Source organism: Campylobacter sputorum subsp. sputorum (genome assembly GCF_008245005.1).
Taxonomy (GTDB): Bacteria; Campylobacterota; Campylobacteria; order Campylobacterales; family Campylobacteraceae; genus Campylobacter_F; species Campylobacter_F sputorum.
On record NZ_CP043427.1, the window covers coordinates 1,447,195 to 1,462,929 of the forward strand.

Genomic DNA, 15,735 nt, shown 5'->3' on the forward strand with positions numbered 1-15,735 from the left:
CTAACTTTCTATCCTAATCATAAATGGTTTAGCTTTGATATAGCTTTCTTTTTCTAAAATTGAAAAAACTTTTTTAACATCTCTTTCCAAACTAGTATGAGTTATAAAAAATAGCGTTGCAACATCTTCATCTTCTTTTTTTGGCTTTTGTAAAAATGTGTCTATTGAGAGATTGTTTTGGCTCATAATATTTGTTATTTTTGCTAAAACGCCTATATTATCCTCAACTTTTAATCTAAAATAATATTTCGTTCTTATATCATTACTATCTATGAGTTTTAAATTTACACCCTCTAGAGATTTTTTATACCCTAGCATAGGTCTTGAACTATTTGTAGCTATATCTATAAGATCACTTATAACTGCACTTGCAGTTGCCTTTCCACCGGCTCCTGGACCATAATACATAGTCTCTCCAACAACATCTCCAAAAACACTAACACCATTCATAACGCCATCAACTTTGGCAATCATATTGTTTTTATCAATTAAAGCTGGATGAACTCTAAGCTCAACATTATTGCCATTTCTTTTTGCAACGCAGATTAATTTTATCACAAACTCAAACTCATTTGCAAAATAAATATCATCAAGAGTTATATTTTCTATACCTTCTATCAAAATATCTTCTGGATCGCCATGAACTCCATAAGCAATGCTTGCTAGTATCAAAAGCTTATGAGCTGCGTCAAATCCACCTATATCGAAAGTTGGATCCGCTTCTGCGTATCCTAATTCTTGTGCTTTTTTAAGTATTTCATCAAAATGAAAACCTTTTTGCATCATATTTGTAAGTATATAATTACTAGTTCCATTCATTATGCCTACAATTTTTTGTATATGATTAGCACTAAGTCCTTCTCTTAAAACTTTTATAATAGGTATCCCACCAGCAACACTAGCCTCATAACCAAAATGAGTATCTCCTGCTAAATTTTGAAGCTTATATCTGTGATAAGCAAGCATTGCTTTATTTGCCGTAACAACCGGCTTTTTGTTTTTTAAAATTTTACTAATTATATTATAAGGCTCATCTATGCCGCCCATTAATTCCACAAAAACATCTATATCATCTCTAGCTATAACGGCATTTAAGTCATCACTTAAAGGTATATTTACATTTCTATTTTTATCTAAATTTTTAACTACACCGATAACAGGGGTGATTTCAACTCCTGCTCTAGCAGATATAACTTGCTTATTTTTTATAAGAGTATTGGCAACCTCACAGCCAACTGTTCCAACACCAAGTATTGCTACATTCATAGAAGTTCTTTAAAATATTTTTTTACATTTCTTGCAGCTTGACGAATTCTATTTTCATTTTCTATAAGTGCAATTCTAACATAATCATCACCAGCTACACCAAAACCAATCCCTGGGCTTACTGCAACCCCTGCTTTTGTAATAAGCTCTTTTGAAAATTCCATACTTTTTAAATTAAGATTTTGTGGGATTTTTGCCCATACAAACATAGATGCTCTAGGTTTTTGCATACTCCAACCAGCATTATCAAACGCTTCAAGCAAAACATCTCTTCTTTTTATATATTGTTCTCTTATCTCTTCCACGCACTCTTGCGGTCCATCAAGAGCCACAGTTGCAGCAACCTGAATAGGCGTAAACATACCATAATCTAGCCATGATTTTATTTTTTTAAGAGCGGCAATTAATTTTTTATTTCCACAAATAAATCCGACTCTCCAACCTGCCATATTATAAGTTTTTGAAAGAGTATAAGCCTCAACTGCCACATCTTTAGCGCCATCGACCTCAAAAATAGAAGGGGCTTTATATCCATCAAATGCAAGCTCAGCATATGCAATATCACTAATGATATAAAATCTCTCTTTTTTAGCCATAGCCACAAGTCTTTCATAGAAACTTTTTTCAACAGTGACAGTAGTTGGATTGTGAGGAAAATTTACAACAACATATTTTGGTTTTGGTATGCTTTCATCAAAAGTTTTTTGCAAATCTTGAAAAAATTTATCTTCATCAAGTTTTAAATCATCAGTATAAATAAGAGGCATTTTAGCAACATTACCACCAGCAATTATAAATGCTTGAGTGTGTATAGGATAAGCAGGATCTGGTACAACGGCAACATCGCCTGGATTAATTATCGCAGTAACTAGATGCACGAAGCCCTCTTTGCTTCCCATGGTAGCGACTATCTCTGTTTGTGGGTCTAAATCAACATCATAACTTCTTTTATACCAGTTTGAACAAGCTAATCTAAGCTTATAAATTCCCTGACTAACAGAATATCCATGAGTTTTATCTTTCAATGCACTTTCGCAAAGTTTTTGAACAATGTGATCAGGTGTTCTACCAGAAGGATTTCCCATGGAAAAATCTATAATATCCTCGCCATTTCTACGAGCAGCCATCTTGATTTCATTAACTTCAGCAAAAACATAGTTTGGAAGTCTTTCTATTCTATTAAAACGAATTTCATCAAACATATTTTTTCCTTTATTATCTTGAATGAATATAAATATTTAATCCACGCTTTATATTTTCTAAATTTTTTGCATCGCTTATAACTATATAATAAGCATTTTGCGGTATTGGCAAAGTAAATGACCTAAGAGGCTTATCCCTTGTTTGAGCAGATATCAAATTCATATCTTCATCTAAAATTTTAACATTAACAAACCAGTTATCTCCTGGTTTTGCCATTATTTCTATGCTTTGAGAATTTCTTATATCAACCACATAATCTTCAAGTGGTCTTTGAAGTTCGATTAATTTATTTTTTTCATATTGATTAGTTTGCAAAATACTTTTTGATAAACTTAAAGAATACAGATAATATCCATTGCTTGTTTTACTATCCAATATGATAATATTGCGTTTTTTTAGCTCATTTAACAAAGCTGTTCCATCAAAAGGATGATTAGTTTCTAAAAAAACTTCTAAAACCGAGCCATTTTGTGAGTTTTGAAAATTTTTGATTAAAACAAAACTATATCCTAGACTTTCTAAGCTGTCATTAATTTGTCTTGCAAACAGCGGCGTTGCTTTAGTATCTAGCGTAAATCTAATCGTAACATCGGTTGCATAAGCATAAATAGACAAAAATAAAATGCTTACAAAAAAAATGAACTTTTTTACCACGCTTTACCTTTATTCATACTCATAAATTCATCAGCACTAATAGACTTAAACTCTCCATCTTTAACTAAAAATCTAGTAGAAACACTAGTACCCGATGGTCTGTTTTCACCATCAATATCAATACTAAAATCGCCATGCCCTGTTAAAATAAGTTGTGGTTTACTCATATCCACTTCATAATCTTTATTTGTAGTAATCGTTTTTTTAGCACCATTATCAAGATTTATTGTGCCTATCCAAATGGATTTTTGTGGTTTTATAATAACTTTTTGCATTTTGCTTGAAATCATACTAGCAAAAGAACTATTTTTATCTAAATTTGATGCATTTTCATCTTTTTTTATACTATTTTCTATAGAATTTAAAGATATATTCTCATCTAAATTTACCAAAGTGGAGCTATTTTTATCAAAAATTGTTAAATTTTCATCGACTAAACTAGCATTTACTTCAATTATATTTTTGGTATTATTATCGTCTATGATAGTTTTTTCTACATTTTCTACAACTTTTGAATCTGAATAAACAACGCTTCTGTTTTCATCGTTTAACATATTTGGTATCATGCTTAGATATTTTGCAGCATCAAAAAACCATGCTAAAAACACAACCAAAATAACTATAAAAATCATTAAAGAAGTTGAGTTAGACTTATCTTTTTGCCTATATGCTGGAATTTTTGGCGAAACAAAAGGTGTTTGAGATATATCTTGAGTATTTGCAAGAGAGTATTCTTCATACTCTTTCATCCAACTTTCAAAATCTATATCATACTCTCTAGACAAGATTTTCACATAACCTTTAACATTTTTCCTACATAAAGCTTGAAAATCTTTTTCCATAATTGCTTCTAAGTATTTTAACTCAATGTGAGTTTTTCTAGCTACCTCTTTTAAGCCTATTTCTTTTAACATATTTATGTTATTCATTCATAATCCTATAGCATATTATTGCAAAAGCTGCACTTACATTTAGAGAATCAAAACTATTTTTCATACAAATCCCAAGGCATTTATCAGATTTTGATATAACTTTTTTTGGGATTCCCTCACCTTCACTCCCCATAATCAATGCTGTTTTTGTTTCAAATTTAATATTTTTAACATCTTCTCCGCCACTTGCGGTAGAATAAACACTAAATCCGCTCTGTTTTAGCTCATTTATCAAACTAAGCCCATCTTTACAAACACAAATAGGTATTTCATAAGCTGCACCGCTACTTGTTCTAATAATACCTTCCATGGCTACACTTTTTGATACTATCACAACAGCTTGCATACCAAGAGCATAAGCAGTTCTTATGATGGCACCTATATTTCCAACATCGCTAAGTCCGTATAAAATCACTATCTTGTCAAATTTTTTAACTTCTGATATATCACAAAAAACAAAATCCTCAACTTCAGCCAAAAAACCTTGATGATTCCCGCCTCTAGCTAATGCTTGAGCTTTTTTAAAATCCGCTCTTTTTACTTCTAAATTTGCTTTAATTATTTGATTAAAGATACCTTTATCGCACTCTTTTGCCAAATAAACACATTTTATTATATCTTTTTTATTGCTTAAAATATGTAAAAAAAGCTGTTTTCCATAAATAATCATGGATTAAATATTACCTAAAAATGTGTAAAAAATAGCTTATTTTATTATTTTTTCATATATTTTTTTTGCGTTTTCGCCAGTTATTTTAGAAAGAAGTTTTGCTTTGATTTTTGGAGCTATATTAAGACTTAAAATATCATCTTGAGTTATGTTTGAATGAGTAATGCCATCACTACCATTTACAACAATGCACCATTCGCCTTTTAAATTTGCATTTTTTAAATCATTTAGTAAATTTATAGCAATACCTTTAAATTTGGTTTCAAATTTTTTTGTGGCTTCTTTGATAGCAAAAATTTCTCTATTTGGGTCTATTTTTGATATATCTTCAATAAGTGAAAAAATTCTTTGCGGGGATTCATATATAACGCTTGGATAAGGTAAATTTAGTGTATTTTGTAAAGCGACAATTCTATTTCTTGATGTATTTGGTAAAAAACCTATAAATATCCATTCTTTTTCAACCATACCGCTCGCTGCAACAGCTAAAAGAGCAGCATTTGAGCCACTTATCACTTCATAAGGTATAGAATTTTTTTGAGCAAATTTAACAAGTTCAATTCCAGGATCACTAATGCATGGCATTCCAGCATCGCTCACATAGACACAAATTTTGTCAAATATATCAATATTTACATTTCTAAAAAACTCATCACTATTATGCGTATGAAGTGAATAAAATCTATCAGGAGAGATGGAAATTTGATATTTTTGATTTAGTAAATTGATTAAAGATTTGCTAACACGAGTATCTTCGCAGATTAAAATCTCACACCTTTTCAAAATATCCAAAGCGTGAGATGAAATGTCATCTAAATTGCCTATTGGAGTAGGAACAAAATAGAGCATTATTTCATGTTATATTTTTTCTTAAACTTATCAACTCTACCAGCAGAATCAACTATCTTCTCGCTGCCTGTAAAGAATGGGTGACAAGCCGAGCAAATATCTACTCTCATCTCGCTTTTATTTGACATAGTAGTAAAGCTGTTTCCACAAGCACAAGTAACTTTGCATTCAACATATTCAGGGTGTATTTCTTTTTTCATTGTATAATTTCCTTAGGGTATCATTTTTTCAAAGCTTTTATTATATAATAAATTTAATAAAAAATCAAATTTATAAAAGCAGCTTTCCTACAATGCCTATAATAGCAGTTTGTGAACGCAAAATGAAATTTGAATTTAGCGAATGACTTTTTGGAATTTTTTCTATATCATTTTTTGAAAAACCACCTTCTGGACCGATAAATAGTATCTCGTTTATATCTTTTTGTAAATTTAAACTTTCCCCATTAAAATCAATCCTTGTGATATTTTTATATTTTTCAAGCATTTTTTCAATACTAGGATAAATTTCTATTTCTAGGGGTAAATTTCTGCCACATTGCTCACAAGATGATATCAAAATTCTTTCACATCTGTTTATGTCAAATTTGAAATTTTTTTGAGAAAATTCAGCATAAACCAAAATAAGCTTTTTTAACCCCATTTCATTTAAATACGGCAAAGTTTTTTCTACTATTTTTATATCAACTATACTCCAAGCTATGCTTAGATTTGATACTAAATTTGAAACTTTTTGAGAGCTTTTTAAATTTAAAAGCATATTTTTTTTGGAAATTTGAGAAATTTCATAAACATAATTTAACTCATCTTTTAAATTTCTAATGTTTATTTCATCGCCAATCTTTACTCTTCTTGCTTTTAGATGTAAAAATTGATCGTCTTTTATGATTATACTATCATTACAAGCATCATTTGAGTATAAAAACTGCATTAAATCACACTCGCAAATAATATTATGAGCAAATCTAAACAGACTTTTATATTTGCCTTTTTTCTAAACTCGATAAAACTTTTTGTTTTTATTGTTTTTTTTAACATTTTAAACTCGTAAATCCCAAGTCCAATAAGCAAAAAAACTGATAAAATCATAATATAAGAATTATAGCTGATATCAAATTTAAGCACAGAAGCCATGTTAAAACCGCTTAAAGCTATAAGCGTAAGCATTGTATAGTAAAATGGGAAAAAATTGCGAAGCCTAATGGCGTATCTGACATCGCCTACTTTATAATTTATAAGCAAAAAATGAACAAATATGGCGACTAAAATCACGCAAATAAAACCAATATGCATTTTATAGCTTGTTGTATAAAAAAGCTCCATTACTGCTCTGCTACTGGCTCTGGTGGATTTTGCAAATCTATATTTGGCTTATTTTCATTAATGCCAATTGGAACATCACTTGGCGGATCCGTAAAATTTCTATCCATAATTTCCTTTGGCTCATCACTACAAGCGGTTAAAAAAAATATAAACATAAGAAATAAAAATATTTTTCTCATTTAGCACTCTTTTTTTGTTTGTATAATTTTACCAGCTTTAATCTTTTCAAACAATAATTTATCTTCCCATTCATCGATTATATCTGGCGAAAATTTAATATCTTCAAGCTCTATTTTACCCATATTTTCATTATATGCATCATCTCTAAAACACTGCGCGTAGCTAGTTGCAGTTTCGTGAACTATAATGCTATGAAGTTTAACATTTTTCTCTCCATTATTCATTAAACTTAGCGATAAAAGTTTGTCAATTAGCACAAAAAATATCCTGCAAAACTGCTCTGCACTTGGATTTTGCGGTATTTCTATCCATCTTTTTGAATGTTTTTTCATATCTTTTATATAATTTTCATCATCTTTGTTATAAAGCGTAGTTGCATGATCAAAGCTATCTACAATAGTTTTTATGCCATCTTTCATTAATCCAAAATCATAAACCATACCAGCATTGTCTAAAAAATTTGACTCAAGCAAAACCTCGCATTTATAAGAATGCCCGTGTATGCTTGTCTTACATCTTTTTGAACTACAAAATCTTACAATGTGAGCATTTTCAAAATCAAATATCTTTCTTATTATCATTAAACTCCCTCTTTATCATTCCAAAGCCTGATATGAAGCCTGTCTGTGTAATTATACCCATTTTTTATACAAAAATCACAAACTTTGGCTGCGTTTGAAATAATCTCAGTTTGTGTTGCACCCATTGGCATACAATAAACTTCATTTGGCACAATGTCTAAAATTTCTTTTATCTCTTTACTTAAATTTGATATATCTTTTGCATTTAAAACAAATTTATAAAAACTATCTTTTGCATTTTTCTTTATAGCTCTAAGAGCATCTAAATTTATACGATTTTGCCTGATTTCTCCACTATTTGATAGCTTTATACTTACACAAAAAATACAACTTTTTAAAAAGCTAAATTTATCAAAATCAACAAAAACACTGCCATTTGTCTCAAAATGCACTTCAAATTTATGATTAAGAAGATAATTTATAAATTCACAAAAAATATGATTTTTATGATGAATTAATGGCTCGCCACCAGTAATTACTACAATAGGTTTTAAATTTATTGGAATTTTTGCAACACTTAGATTTAGTAGCTCTTGTAAATTTGAAATATTTTGATATGAAAAATGCGAAGTTTCAACAGCTTTTATGGTATCACAACCTACTAAAATTTCACCTGTTTTTAGGGATTTTAAATTTACACCAAAGCCTGTGCATCTAAGGTTGCACCCAGCAAATCTTACAAAAAGTGCGTATTTTCCAGAGTATTTGCCCTCGCCTTGGATACTTATAAAACTCTCAACTAAGCTTAACATTAACCGCCCGTCTCGTAAAAAGCACGATTTGAAATTTCATTAGTATCTTCGCCCCACTTATTTTTTTCTGGCTTATTGTTTATAACATTTCGTAAAATCTCGCTAGCAGCGACTATATCTCTATCTTTAACAGCTTTTTTTATGCTAAGTGCATCATCAAAATACAAACAAGGTATAAGCAAGCCCTCAGCACTTAATCTAATACGATTGCAGCTTTGGCAAAAGTCGTGTTTATGGGGTGCGATTATACCAAACTTATAACCATCTTCTAACTCAAAAAGTGAAGATGGCGAATTTGGTTCTTTTTGAAGTTCTTTTATAAAATGTTTTTTAGAAATTATGTTTAAAATCTCATTTTTATCTAAACCATTTATCTCGCTGCTTCCGTGTGTATTTTCCATATATTCTATAAATCTTATTTGAGCATTTTTTGATTTAGCAAAATTGATTAAATCAATCAATTCATCATCATTTATTCCTTTTAATGCAACTGTATTTAACTTGATTTGAAAACCATTTTCAACTCCAGCTTCTATACCTTGCAAAACATTGCCTAAGATATCTTTTTGTGATATAAATTTAGCTTTTTTGGGATTTAGTGTATCAAGCGAAATATTTAACCTTTTTAATCCAGCATTTTTAAGTAGGGCTGCTTTATCTTTTAAAAAATACCCGTTTGTAGTCATTGCAAGATCAAGTCCTTTTTTATAGTCATTTATCATAGCTATAAATTTATCCACATCTTGCCTAACAAGAGGTTCACCGCCAGTTATCCTTATCTTATCAATACCCTCATCTATGGCTACTTTTACAAACAAAAACAACTCTTCAAAACTAAGTAAATTCTCTTTTGGCTGCCACTCAAATGGCTTTGTAGGCATACAATATTTGCATCTAAAATTACACCTACTAGTAACTGAAACTCTTAAATAATTTATTTTTCTTCCATATTTATCTATCATAATTTTCCTAATTTATGTACGCAAAAGACCTCTGATTTTTAGTATCAAATTTACTTTGCCTACACTTAATTGTAAATCTTTCGCAATACTCTCAACGCTTAATCCGTTATTATAAAGTGATACTATTTTTTCTTCATCGCTTCCATTGTTTGGCGGAGAAATTTTAGTTATACTTTTTGTTCTTTCTTCAAGATCGTAAATTCTATCTTGTTGCTCTGATTGAAAATTTTCTATAGCTTGTTCTATGTTTTGTATAGAGTTAATCACGGGTATGATTTTATCATTTATCTCAGATTGTATTTTTAATGCAAGTCTTTCTTCGATATTTTGTAAATCTTCAGTTTCTTTGGGCAACGAAGCTGTTATTTCAAGAGTTTGAAGTTGTTTTTTTATAGCATGGTTTTCTTTCATTAAACTATCTAAAATTTTTTCATATTTTGAAAATTTTCTAGTCATTTCAGAATCTTTCATATAAGAAAGTGCTATAACTATTAGCAAAACAATGCCAAATGCTATAAATGCTGTGATTTCTATCATACAACGCCTTTCATTTCGCGTATTAACTCTCGCTCTCTTTGAGAGACATAACTATCCCAATCTTTTTCATCGCTAAAGCTCATTTTATCAATGCTAGCTATACTTTTGCTTTTTGCTATAAATACTACAGGAACTTCTCTTTTAGGAAATACTGGCAAAAATATCCTGCCATAATATTTATTATTTATATCAAATTTTTCATCTTTTATCTTAAAATATCCATATCCTATAGAAATTATATGACTTTTATCGGTTAAATTTAAATAAGTATCGGCGTGATTTCCGTCTAATTTTTTATAAAGCATATCTACTTTTTTATGTAATTCTACAATAAGTTTTAGCAAAATTTTATCAGTTTCATCGGCATTACCATTTGCTTTTTGATGTCTAATCCACTCATTTATCGGATCAATACTATCTTTTGATAAGGTATCAAATTCTTCCATAAATGCTGTTTTATTTTTTTCAAATTTATCAAATTTGATATCAAAAAAAGCGTCTACTAATCTTACATCGTCCATAAATCTATCCAAATAAAAATAAACAACATTATGCCAAGATATCCATTTAGTGTGAAAAATGCTTTATCTATCTTGCTAAAATCTTTTCTTACAATCTGATGCTCTTTAAAAAGTATAAAAGCACTCAAAATGATACCAAAATACGCCCATCCGCCAAGATTAGCAGACCATGCAAACAATAACCAAAATATAATAGTTATAAAGTGAAACATAGCAGATATAAACATAGAAGCCTCTACTCCATATCTTGATGGTATGCTAAAAAGTCCGGTTTTTTTGTCATAATCAATATCTTGAAGCGAATAAAGCACATCAAATCCAGCAACCCAAAATGATACGCCAAAACAAAGCAAAACGCTCCAAAGTGGTATATCAGCACTTACAGCAACAACTCCAGCAATGGGTGCTAATCCTTCACAAAGTCCCAAAACCACATGAGCAAGCGAACTAAATCGTTTAAAAAAAGAATATCCGCCAAGTGCTATAAGTATAGGAAAGGAGAGTTTAAATGCTAAATCATTTATGAAGTATGCTATAAAAATAAAAGCAAAGGCGTTAAAAACTATAAAAATAATTAAATTTTTTTTGCCAATTCTTCCATCAACACTTGGTCTATTTGCACATCTGGGATTTGGTCTATCTATATCCTCATCAAGATATCTATTTGTAGCCATCGCAAAATTTCTTGCAGTTACAGCACAAAGCGTTCCTAATATAAAAAGTTTTATGCCAAACCACATTGTGCCATTATCTATCTTAGAAGCCACAATCATTGACATAAAAATGAATGGCAACACAAATACAGAGTGCTTAAAAACTATAAGTTCGTTGATATCTTTTAAAACTTGCATAAATTTATTCATATTTTACCTAGTGTCAAAATTTAGTAATTTTATTATATTTAGCTTAATATTTAGTTAAAAACTTCGGTTTTTTGGTATGAAAATATATTAAATTTTTTAAATTTGTAAATTTTGAAGCAATAATCAAAATAATTTATAAATTTATAAGCTTATGTTTGATAAAATCGTCAATTCTATTTATTTATTGTGTGTCAAGGTAGCTCAGCTGGTTAGAGCGCTGGTCTCATAAGCCGGAGGTCGAGAGTTCAAGTCTCTCTCTTGACACCATTTACTCTATTTTTAACTTAAAGTAGCAACTTTAAATTTAGCTCTTTTTTCCAGTCCATAAATTATTTTTAAAAATGCCTAAAATATAAATATCGTCTTTTAAAATTTCAAATGGTATTACATAACCTTTAAAAATTAGTTTTCTTACATTTTCATCATCTTTATATTTTGGATAAGCTAACGGATAATATGGAATGTTTTCAAGTTTTAGAAATAAATCATCACTAAATTTTAAGGCTCTATTTATACTATCTTTTTTTATAAAGTCCGTTATGCTTTCTAGCTCACCATAAAACTGCTATGTATAAACTAGCAAATTTAAAGCCCTAAAATGTGATTTTTAATGCTTTGCTTTACTTCATCGTGGCTTAAAAGCTTAGCCCTTCTGCTGTGTATAGCTTTACTTCTTTTTTTCACTTCGTTGTAAATTTCATCATCGCTTAAAATCGGTAAATTATGTTCTAAATAATCGCCTAAATACTCATTTATATTTAACTCTTGGTTTTGTTCTTTTGCTAAGTTTTTAAGCAGTTTTATGGCTTCATCTAAAAAGCCCTTATTTGCCTGTATTATTATGCTTTGCATTACCGCCCCTTTTTTTATTTAATTATATAAAAATTAGTTTTATGATAGCTAAATTTGATTAAATATTTTTATAACTTCATTAAGTTCGTTATCTTTGTTTAGCTTTGCATATCTCATCGTTTGTTTTATGTCTTTATGATTTAAAAGCTTTGATATTGTAAATAATGGCCTTCGATATTATGGCTAATTGAATAGCAAAATATGCTGCTGTTAATGGCTAAGCAATACCAAAAAAAATAAATCTCTAAGCTACCAAATATAACTTTCCAAATTTATATACTATGTTGTATAAAAAATCTATTTGTTTTAAAATAAATTAAAATCTTACATAGCAAATTAGCAATAAAGCAAATAAAATATCTAAACAGTAAGATTATAAAATGCTCATAAATTTAACAAATAATCTTAAAAAATTATATTAATTTATTTATTTTATATTTTTGCTAGATAAATTTTAATTTTTATTTATAAAATCCCTTAATTTAGTATATTAAATATATTTATAAAAAAACCTTTAAAATATAACTTTTTTATTTTTATTGATAATTTATATCGTTTAACTCTAAATTTGTTTAAGTAAGTTTAAACTTCACAAATGATATAATCCAAAATCACAATTTTGAGGTTACATAATGAAAAAAATTTTAAAAAGAGATGGAAAAGAAGAGCTATTTTTATCATACAAGATAGAAGATGCTATAAAAAAAGCATTTGAAAGCGAAAATGAAGAGTATGATAAAAAAGTATTTTACGGCGTTATCGATGAAATAGCATCAAAAGAGATAACAGCGGTTGAAGATATACAAGATTTGATAGAAAAAAAGCTATTTGAACGCCAACATTTCAATGTTTTAAAAAGTTTTATGCTATATCGCCATACTCATAAAATGCAAAGAGAGCAAATTTTAGGATTAAATGAAGACACAACATACATAAACTCAACTCAAACCATAAACGAATATATAGGAAAACATGATTGGAGAATTTTAGCAAATTCAAACGCAAGCTACTCAAACGCAGGGCTTATAAACAACACCGCTGGAAAAGTCATAGCAAACTACTGGCTTGATAGTGTTTATAGCAAAGAAGAGGGATTAGCTCATAGAAATGGGGATTATCATATCCACGATTTAGACTGCCTTACTGGATATTGTGCAGGATGGAGCTTAAGAGCATTGTTAAACGAAGGTTTTAATGGCGTTAGAGGAAGAGTTGAAAGCAAATCACCTCATCATTTTAGAGAAGCACTTTATCAAATGGCAAATTTTCTTGGAATTTTACAAAGCGAATGGGCAGGAGCACAGGCATTTTCAAGTTTTGATACATATCTTGCACCTTATGTTTTTAGAGATAATTTAACAGATAGAGAGATAAAAAAAGCTATTACTAGTTTTGTTTTCAATCTAAATGTGCCAGCAAGATGGGGGCAAAGTCCATTTACAAATGTTACGATAGATTTAACTTGTCCAGATGACTTAAAAGATCAAATTCCAACAAGCCAAAACGAACATCTTTTTAAAGGCTTAGATGATGAAATTCTTATAAAAAAAGCAAAAGAACGAGGCAGAGATAAATTAATCGATATGACTTATGGCGATTTTCAAAGCGAAATGGATCGCATAAACATAGCATTTTATGAGGTTTTAACAAAAGGAGATAAATGCTCTCAACCTTTTACTTTTCCTATACCAACTGTAAATTTAACACAAGATTTTGACTGGGATAGCCCAGTGGCTAAAGTGTTGTTTGAAAATACTGCTAAAATGGGCTCGAGTTACTTTCAAAATTTTATCGGAAGCCAATATATCATAGATGAAAATGGAAACAAAATAGAAAATGAAAAAGCCTATAAACCAGGTGCAGTCCGCTCAATGTGTTGCAGACTTCAACTCGATTTAAGAGAACTGCTAAAAAGAGGTGGGGGACTTTTTGGTTCAGCTGAAATGACTGGATCAATTGGCGTTGTAACGATAAATTTAGCCCGTCTTGGCTATCTTTATAAAAATGATAAAAAGGCACTTTATGAAAATTTAGATAAGCTTTTAGAACTTGCAAAAAGCACACTTGAGAAAAAGCGTAAATTTATAAAAGAAATGTATGATAGAGGGCTTTATCCATACACAGCAAGATATCTTAAAAATTTCAACAACCATTTTAGCACCATAGGTATAAATGGCGCAAATGAAATGATAAGAAATTTTAGCAATGATAAAGAAAACATTGCAACTAAATTTGGAGTTAAATTTGCTACTGAAATTATAGAACATTTAAGAGACAAAATCCGCTCTTTTCAAGAAAGCACGGGAAATCTTTATAATCTCGAAGCAACTCCTGCTGAGGGGACAACTTATCGCTTTGCAAAAGAAGATAAAAAAAGATATGATGATATATTGCAAGCTGGAAGTGGCGATAATATTTATTATACAAACTCGACACAACTTCCTGCGTATTTTGGAGACGATCCGTTTGAAGCACTTGATTTGCAAGATGAACTTCAATCAAGCTACACAGGCGGAACCGTTTTTCACTTATATATGAAAGAAAAGTTAAGTTCGGCTGAGGCTTGTAAAATGCTTGTAAAAAATATAGTAACAAATTACAAACTTCCTTATATTACAATAACCCCGATATTTAGCGTTTGTCATAAGCACGGATATATTTCTGGAGAGCATGAATACTGCCCGTATTGTGATGAAGAGTTACTAAATGAATATAAAAAAAATCAAAAAGGAGCATAAAATGGAATTTCCAAAAGAGTTAGAATCAAAAAGAACAAAATGTGTAGTTTATACAAGAGTTATGGGATATTTAAGACCGGTTGAGAGCTTTAATTTAGGTAAAAAAGGAGAGCATAAAGAGCGTGTTCAATTCGTAGAAAAATGCGATAAAAAGGAACAAAAAACAGCATAAATTATGAATCAAATTTATGAAATTACTAAATTTACCACAACAGACTATCAAGACGAACTTGCTTGTATAGTTTGGTTTGGTAGATGCAATATGCGTTGTATCTACTGCTACAACATAGATGCGGTTTTAAATCAAGGCAAAATAACAAATGATGAGTTTTTAAATTTTTTAAAATCAAGAGTTGGAAAATTAAGCGGAGTTGTGTTTAGTGGCGGTGAATGCACGCTTTGTAGAGATTTTTTAACACTTTGTAGAAATGTTAAAAACCTAGGTTATAAGCTTAAAGTTGATACAAACGGCACAAATTTAGACATCATAAAACAAGCCTTGGATGAAAATCTTATAGATTACATTGCGCTTGATTTTAAAGCACACATTGATATATTTAAAGAAATTACAAAATCAAATTTATATTATAAATTTGAAAAAACACTGCAATATCTCATAAAAATTGACTTTAAATTTGAAGTTAGAACGACAATTCATACTGATTTTATAAACGAAAATGATATTTCTCAAATGGCACAATATCTTGAAAATTTAGGATATAAAAATAACTATTATTTACAAAACTTTTTACAAACAAATCATAATTTTACCAAACTTCCACCACAAAAAAGAGTTATAGATAAAAACAAAATACTCACAAAATTAAACATAGTATTGCGAAATTTTTAATAC

The 15,735-nt window shown here is 29.6% G+C and carries 21 protein-coding genes and 1 tRNA gene; 4 read left to right on the plus strand and 18 right to left on the minus strand.

Features of this window, described 5'->3' with window-relative positions:
• The 16 genes from CSPT_RS07395 to mqnP form a co-directional block, all read right to left on the minus strand.
• A complete protein-coding gene (locus CSPT_RS07395) occupies nucleotides 1-1,266 on the minus strand; it encodes a homoserine dehydrogenase (protein WP_089183004.1) in 1,266 nt (421 codons plus the stop codon).
• Nucleotides 1,263-2,468, minus strand: coding sequence for an LL-diaminopimelate aminotransferase (locus CSPT_RS07400; protein WP_089183005.1), 1,206 nt, complete (start codon nucleotides 2,466-2,468; stop codon nucleotides 1,263-1,265). The genes CSPT_RS07395 and CSPT_RS07400 overlap by 4 nt, the downstream gene beginning before the upstream one ends.
• 13 nt (nucleotides 2,469-2,481) lie before the next feature.
• A complete protein-coding gene (locus CSPT_RS07405; RefSeq protein ID WP_089183006.1) occupies nucleotides 2,482-3,123 on the minus strand; it encodes a hypothetical protein in 642 nt (213 codons plus the stop codon).
• Nucleotides 3,117-4,052 (minus strand): helix-turn-helix domain-containing protein, encoded by a 936-nt coding sequence (locus CSPT_RS07410; protein ID WP_089183007.1) that lies wholly within the window; start codon nucleotides 4,050-4,052, stop codon nucleotides 3,117-3,119. Before CSPT_RS07410 ends, CSPT_RS07405 begins: the two co-directional genes overlap by 7 nt.
• Nucleotides 4,045-4,725: a 23S rRNA (guanosine(2251)-2'-O)-methyltransferase RlmB gene (rlmB, locus tag CSPT_RS07415; protein ID WP_089183008.1), complete on the minus strand. Its 681-nt coding sequence runs from the start codon at nucleotides 4,723-4,725 to the stop codon at nucleotides 4,045-4,047. Before rlmB ends, CSPT_RS07410 begins: the two co-directional genes overlap by 8 nt.
• Before the next feature lie 36 nt (nucleotides 4,726-4,761).
• Nucleotides 4,762-5,574, minus strand: a complete 813-nt coding sequence (rsmI, locus tag CSPT_RS07420) for a 16S rRNA (cytidine(1402)-2'-O)-methyltransferase (protein WP_089183009.1) — start codon at nucleotides 5,572-5,574, stop codon at nucleotides 4,762-4,764.
• On the minus strand, nucleotides 5,574-5,774 hold the full coding sequence (gene rpmE, locus CSPT_RS07425; RefSeq protein WP_033916318.1) for a 50S ribosomal protein L31: 201 nt from the start codon (nucleotides 5,772-5,774) through the stop codon (nucleotides 5,574-5,576). Before rpmE ends, rsmI begins: the two co-directional genes overlap by 1 nt.
• A gap of 70 nt (nucleotides 5,775-5,844) precedes the next feature.
• The gene (locus tag CSPT_RS07430; protein ID WP_089183010.1) at nucleotides 5,845-6,504 is read right to left on the minus strand and encodes a 16S rRNA (uracil(1498)-N(3))-methyltransferase; all 660 of its coding nucleotides are present in this window, start codon (nucleotides 6,502-6,504) and stop codon (nucleotides 5,845-5,847) included.
• Complete coding sequence (locus tag CSPT_RS07435; protein WP_211354933.1) at nucleotides 6,504-6,866, minus strand: hypothetical protein; 363 nt, start codon at nucleotides 6,864-6,866, stop codon at nucleotides 6,504-6,506. The genes CSPT_RS07430 and CSPT_RS07435 overlap by 1 nt, the downstream gene beginning before the upstream one ends.
• Before the next feature lie 29 nt (nucleotides 6,867-6,895).
• The gene (locus tag CSPT_RS07440; RefSeq protein ID WP_089183012.1) at nucleotides 6,896-7,075 is read right to left on the minus strand and encodes a lipoprotein; all 180 of its coding nucleotides are present in this window, start codon (nucleotides 7,073-7,075) and stop codon (nucleotides 6,896-6,898) included.
• Nucleotides 7,076-7,657: a 6-pyruvoyl trahydropterin synthase family protein gene (locus tag CSPT_RS07445; protein WP_089183013.1), complete on the minus strand. Its 582-nt coding sequence runs from the start codon at nucleotides 7,655-7,657 to the stop codon at nucleotides 7,076-7,078. It abuts the gene before it with no gap.
• On the minus strand, nucleotides 7,657-8,409 hold the full coding sequence (locus CSPT_RS07450) for a 7-carboxy-7-deazaguanine synthase QueE (RefSeq protein WP_089183014.1): 753 nt from the start codon (nucleotides 8,407-8,409) through the stop codon (nucleotides 7,657-7,659). The genes CSPT_RS07445 and CSPT_RS07450 overlap by 1 nt, the downstream gene beginning before the upstream one ends.
• Nucleotides 8,409-9,374: a GTP 3',8-cyclase MoaA gene (gene moaA / locus CSPT_RS07455; RefSeq protein ID WP_089183015.1), complete on the minus strand. Its 966-nt coding sequence runs from the start codon at nucleotides 9,372-9,374 to the stop codon at nucleotides 8,409-8,411. Before moaA ends, CSPT_RS07450 begins: the two co-directional genes overlap by 1 nt.
• A 9-nt stretch (nucleotides 9,375-9,383) precedes the next feature.
• Nucleotides 9,384-9,908: a hypothetical protein gene (locus tag CSPT_RS07460; protein WP_089183016.1), complete on the minus strand. Its 525-nt coding sequence runs from the start codon at nucleotides 9,906-9,908 to the stop codon at nucleotides 9,384-9,386.
• Nucleotides 9,905-10,429, minus strand: a complete 525-nt coding sequence (locus CSPT_RS07465) for a hypothetical protein (RefSeq protein WP_089183017.1) — start codon at nucleotides 10,427-10,429, stop codon at nucleotides 9,905-9,907. Before CSPT_RS07465 ends, CSPT_RS07460 begins: the two co-directional genes overlap by 4 nt.
• Entirely contained in the window at nucleotides 10,417-11,292 is an 876-nt protein-coding gene (gene mqnP / locus CSPT_RS07470) for a menaquinone biosynthesis prenyltransferase MqnP (RefSeq protein WP_089183018.1), read from the minus strand. Before mqnP ends, CSPT_RS07465 begins: the two co-directional genes overlap by 13 nt.
• A gap of 190 nt (nucleotides 11,293-11,482) precedes the next feature.
• Here mqnP and CSPT_RS07475 point away from each other — a divergent pair.
• A tRNA-Met gene (locus CSPT_RS07475) sits at nucleotides 11,483-11,559 on the plus strand.
• Nucleotides 11,560-11,596: 37 nt separating this feature from the next.
• Here the strand turns inward: CSPT_RS07475 and CSPT_RS07480 are convergent.
• Both CSPT_RS07480 and CSPT_RS07485 read right to left on the minus strand, forming a co-directional pair.
• Nucleotides 11,597-11,833 (minus strand): type II toxin-antitoxin system RelE/ParE family toxin, encoded by a 237-nt coding sequence (locus tag CSPT_RS07480; RefSeq protein WP_089183346.1) that lies wholly within the window; start codon nucleotides 11,831-11,833, stop codon nucleotides 11,597-11,599.
• A gap of 44 nt (nucleotides 11,834-11,877) precedes the next feature.
• On the minus strand, nucleotides 11,878-12,144 hold the full coding sequence (locus CSPT_RS07485; protein WP_089183019.1) for a hypothetical protein: 267 nt from the start codon (nucleotides 12,142-12,144) through the stop codon (nucleotides 11,878-11,880).
• Between the two features lie 632 nt (nucleotides 12,145-12,776).
• Here CSPT_RS07485 and CSPT_RS07490 point away from each other — a divergent pair.
• The 3 genes from CSPT_RS07490 to CSPT_RS07500 are packed head-to-tail and all read left to right on the plus strand — an operon-like array spanning nucleotide 12,777 to nucleotide 15,732.
• On the plus strand, nucleotides 12,777-14,882 hold the full coding sequence (locus CSPT_RS07490; RefSeq protein WP_089183020.1) for a ribonucleoside triphosphate reductase: 2,106 nt from the start codon (nucleotides 12,777-12,779) through the stop codon (nucleotides 14,880-14,882).
• 1 nt (nucleotide 14,883) lies between these two features.
• Complete coding sequence (gene nrdD, locus CSPT_RS09360; protein WP_033916329.1) at nucleotides 14,884-15,054, plus strand: anaerobic ribonucleoside-triphosphate reductase; 171 nt, start codon at nucleotides 14,884-14,886, stop codon at nucleotides 15,052-15,054.
• Between the two features lie 3 nt (nucleotides 15,055-15,057).
• The gene (locus tag CSPT_RS07500) at nucleotides 15,058-15,732 is read left to right on the plus strand and encodes an anaerobic ribonucleoside-triphosphate reductase activating protein (RefSeq protein WP_089183021.1); all 675 of its coding nucleotides are present in this window, start codon (nucleotides 15,058-15,060) and stop codon (nucleotides 15,730-15,732) included.
• The last annotated feature ends 3 nt before the right edge of the window (nucleotides 15,733-15,735 follow it).

Bases quoted from the DNA above. Each gene is read 5' to 3' on its own strand.
- CSPT_RS07395 (WP_089183004.1), bottom strand. From the start codon at position 1,266: ATGAATGTAGCAATACTTGGTGTTGGAACAGTTGGCTGTGAGGTTGCC.
- CSPT_RS07400 (WP_089183005.1), bottom strand. From the start codon at position 2,468: ATGTTTGATGAAATTCGTTTTAATAGAATAGAAAGACTTCCAAACTAT.
- CSPT_RS07410 (WP_089183007.1), bottom strand. From the start codon at position 4,052: ATGAATAACATAAATATGTTAAAAGAAATAGGCTTAAAAGAGGTAGCT.
- rlmB (WP_089183008.1), bottom strand. From the start codon at position 4,725: ATGATTATTTATGGAAAACAGCTTTTTTTACATATTTTAAGCAATAAA.
- rsmI (WP_089183009.1), bottom strand. From the start codon at position 5,574: ATGCTCTATTTTGTTCCTACTCCAATAGGCAATTTAGATGACATTTCA.
- rpmE (WP_033916318.1), bottom strand. From the start codon at position 5,774: ATGAAAAAAGAAATACACCCTGAATATGTTGAATGCAAAGTTACTTGT.
- CSPT_RS07430 (WP_089183010.1), bottom strand. From the start codon at position 6,504: ATGCAGTTTTTATACTCAAATGATGCTTGTAATGATAGTATAATCATA.
- CSPT_RS07435 (WP_211354933.1), bottom strand. From the start codon at position 6,866: ATGCATATTGGTTTTATTTGCGTGATTTTAGTCGCCATATTTGTTCAT.
- CSPT_RS07440 (WP_089183012.1), bottom strand. From the start codon at position 7,075: ATGAGAAAAATATTTTTATTTCTTATGTTTATATTTTTTTTAACCGCT.
- CSPT_RS07445 (WP_089183013.1), bottom strand. From the start codon at position 7,657: ATGATAATAAGAAAGATATTTGATTTTGAAAATGCTCACATTGTAAGA.
- CSPT_RS07450 (WP_089183014.1), bottom strand. From the start codon at position 8,409: ATGTTAAGCTTAGTTGAGAGTTTTATAAGTATCCAAGGCGAGGGCAAA.
- CSPT_RS07460 (WP_089183016.1), bottom strand. From the start codon at position 9,908: ATGATAGAAATCACAGCATTTATAGCATTTGGCATTGTTTTGCTAATA.
- CSPT_RS07465 (WP_089183017.1), bottom strand. From the start codon at position 10,429: ATGGACGATGTAAGATTAGTAGACGCTTTTTTTGATATCAAATTTGAT.
- mqnP (WP_089183018.1), bottom strand. From the start codon at position 11,292: ATGAATAAATTTATGCAAGTTTTAAAAGATATCAACGAACTTATAGTT.
- CSPT_RS07485 (WP_089183019.1), bottom strand. From the start codon at position 12,144: ATGCAAAGCATAATAATACAGGCAAATAAGGGCTTTTTAGATGAAGCC.
- CSPT_RS07490 (WP_089183020.1), top strand. From the start codon at position 12,777: ATGAAAAAAATTTTAAAAAGAGATGGAAAAGAAGAGCTATTTTTATCA.
- nrdD (WP_033916329.1), top strand. From the start codon at position 14,884: ATGGAATTTCCAAAAGAGTTAGAATCAAAAAGAACAAAATGTGTAGTT.
- CSPT_RS07500 (WP_089183021.1), top strand. From the start codon at position 15,058: ATGAATCAAATTTATGAAATTACTAAATTTACCACAACAGACTATCAA.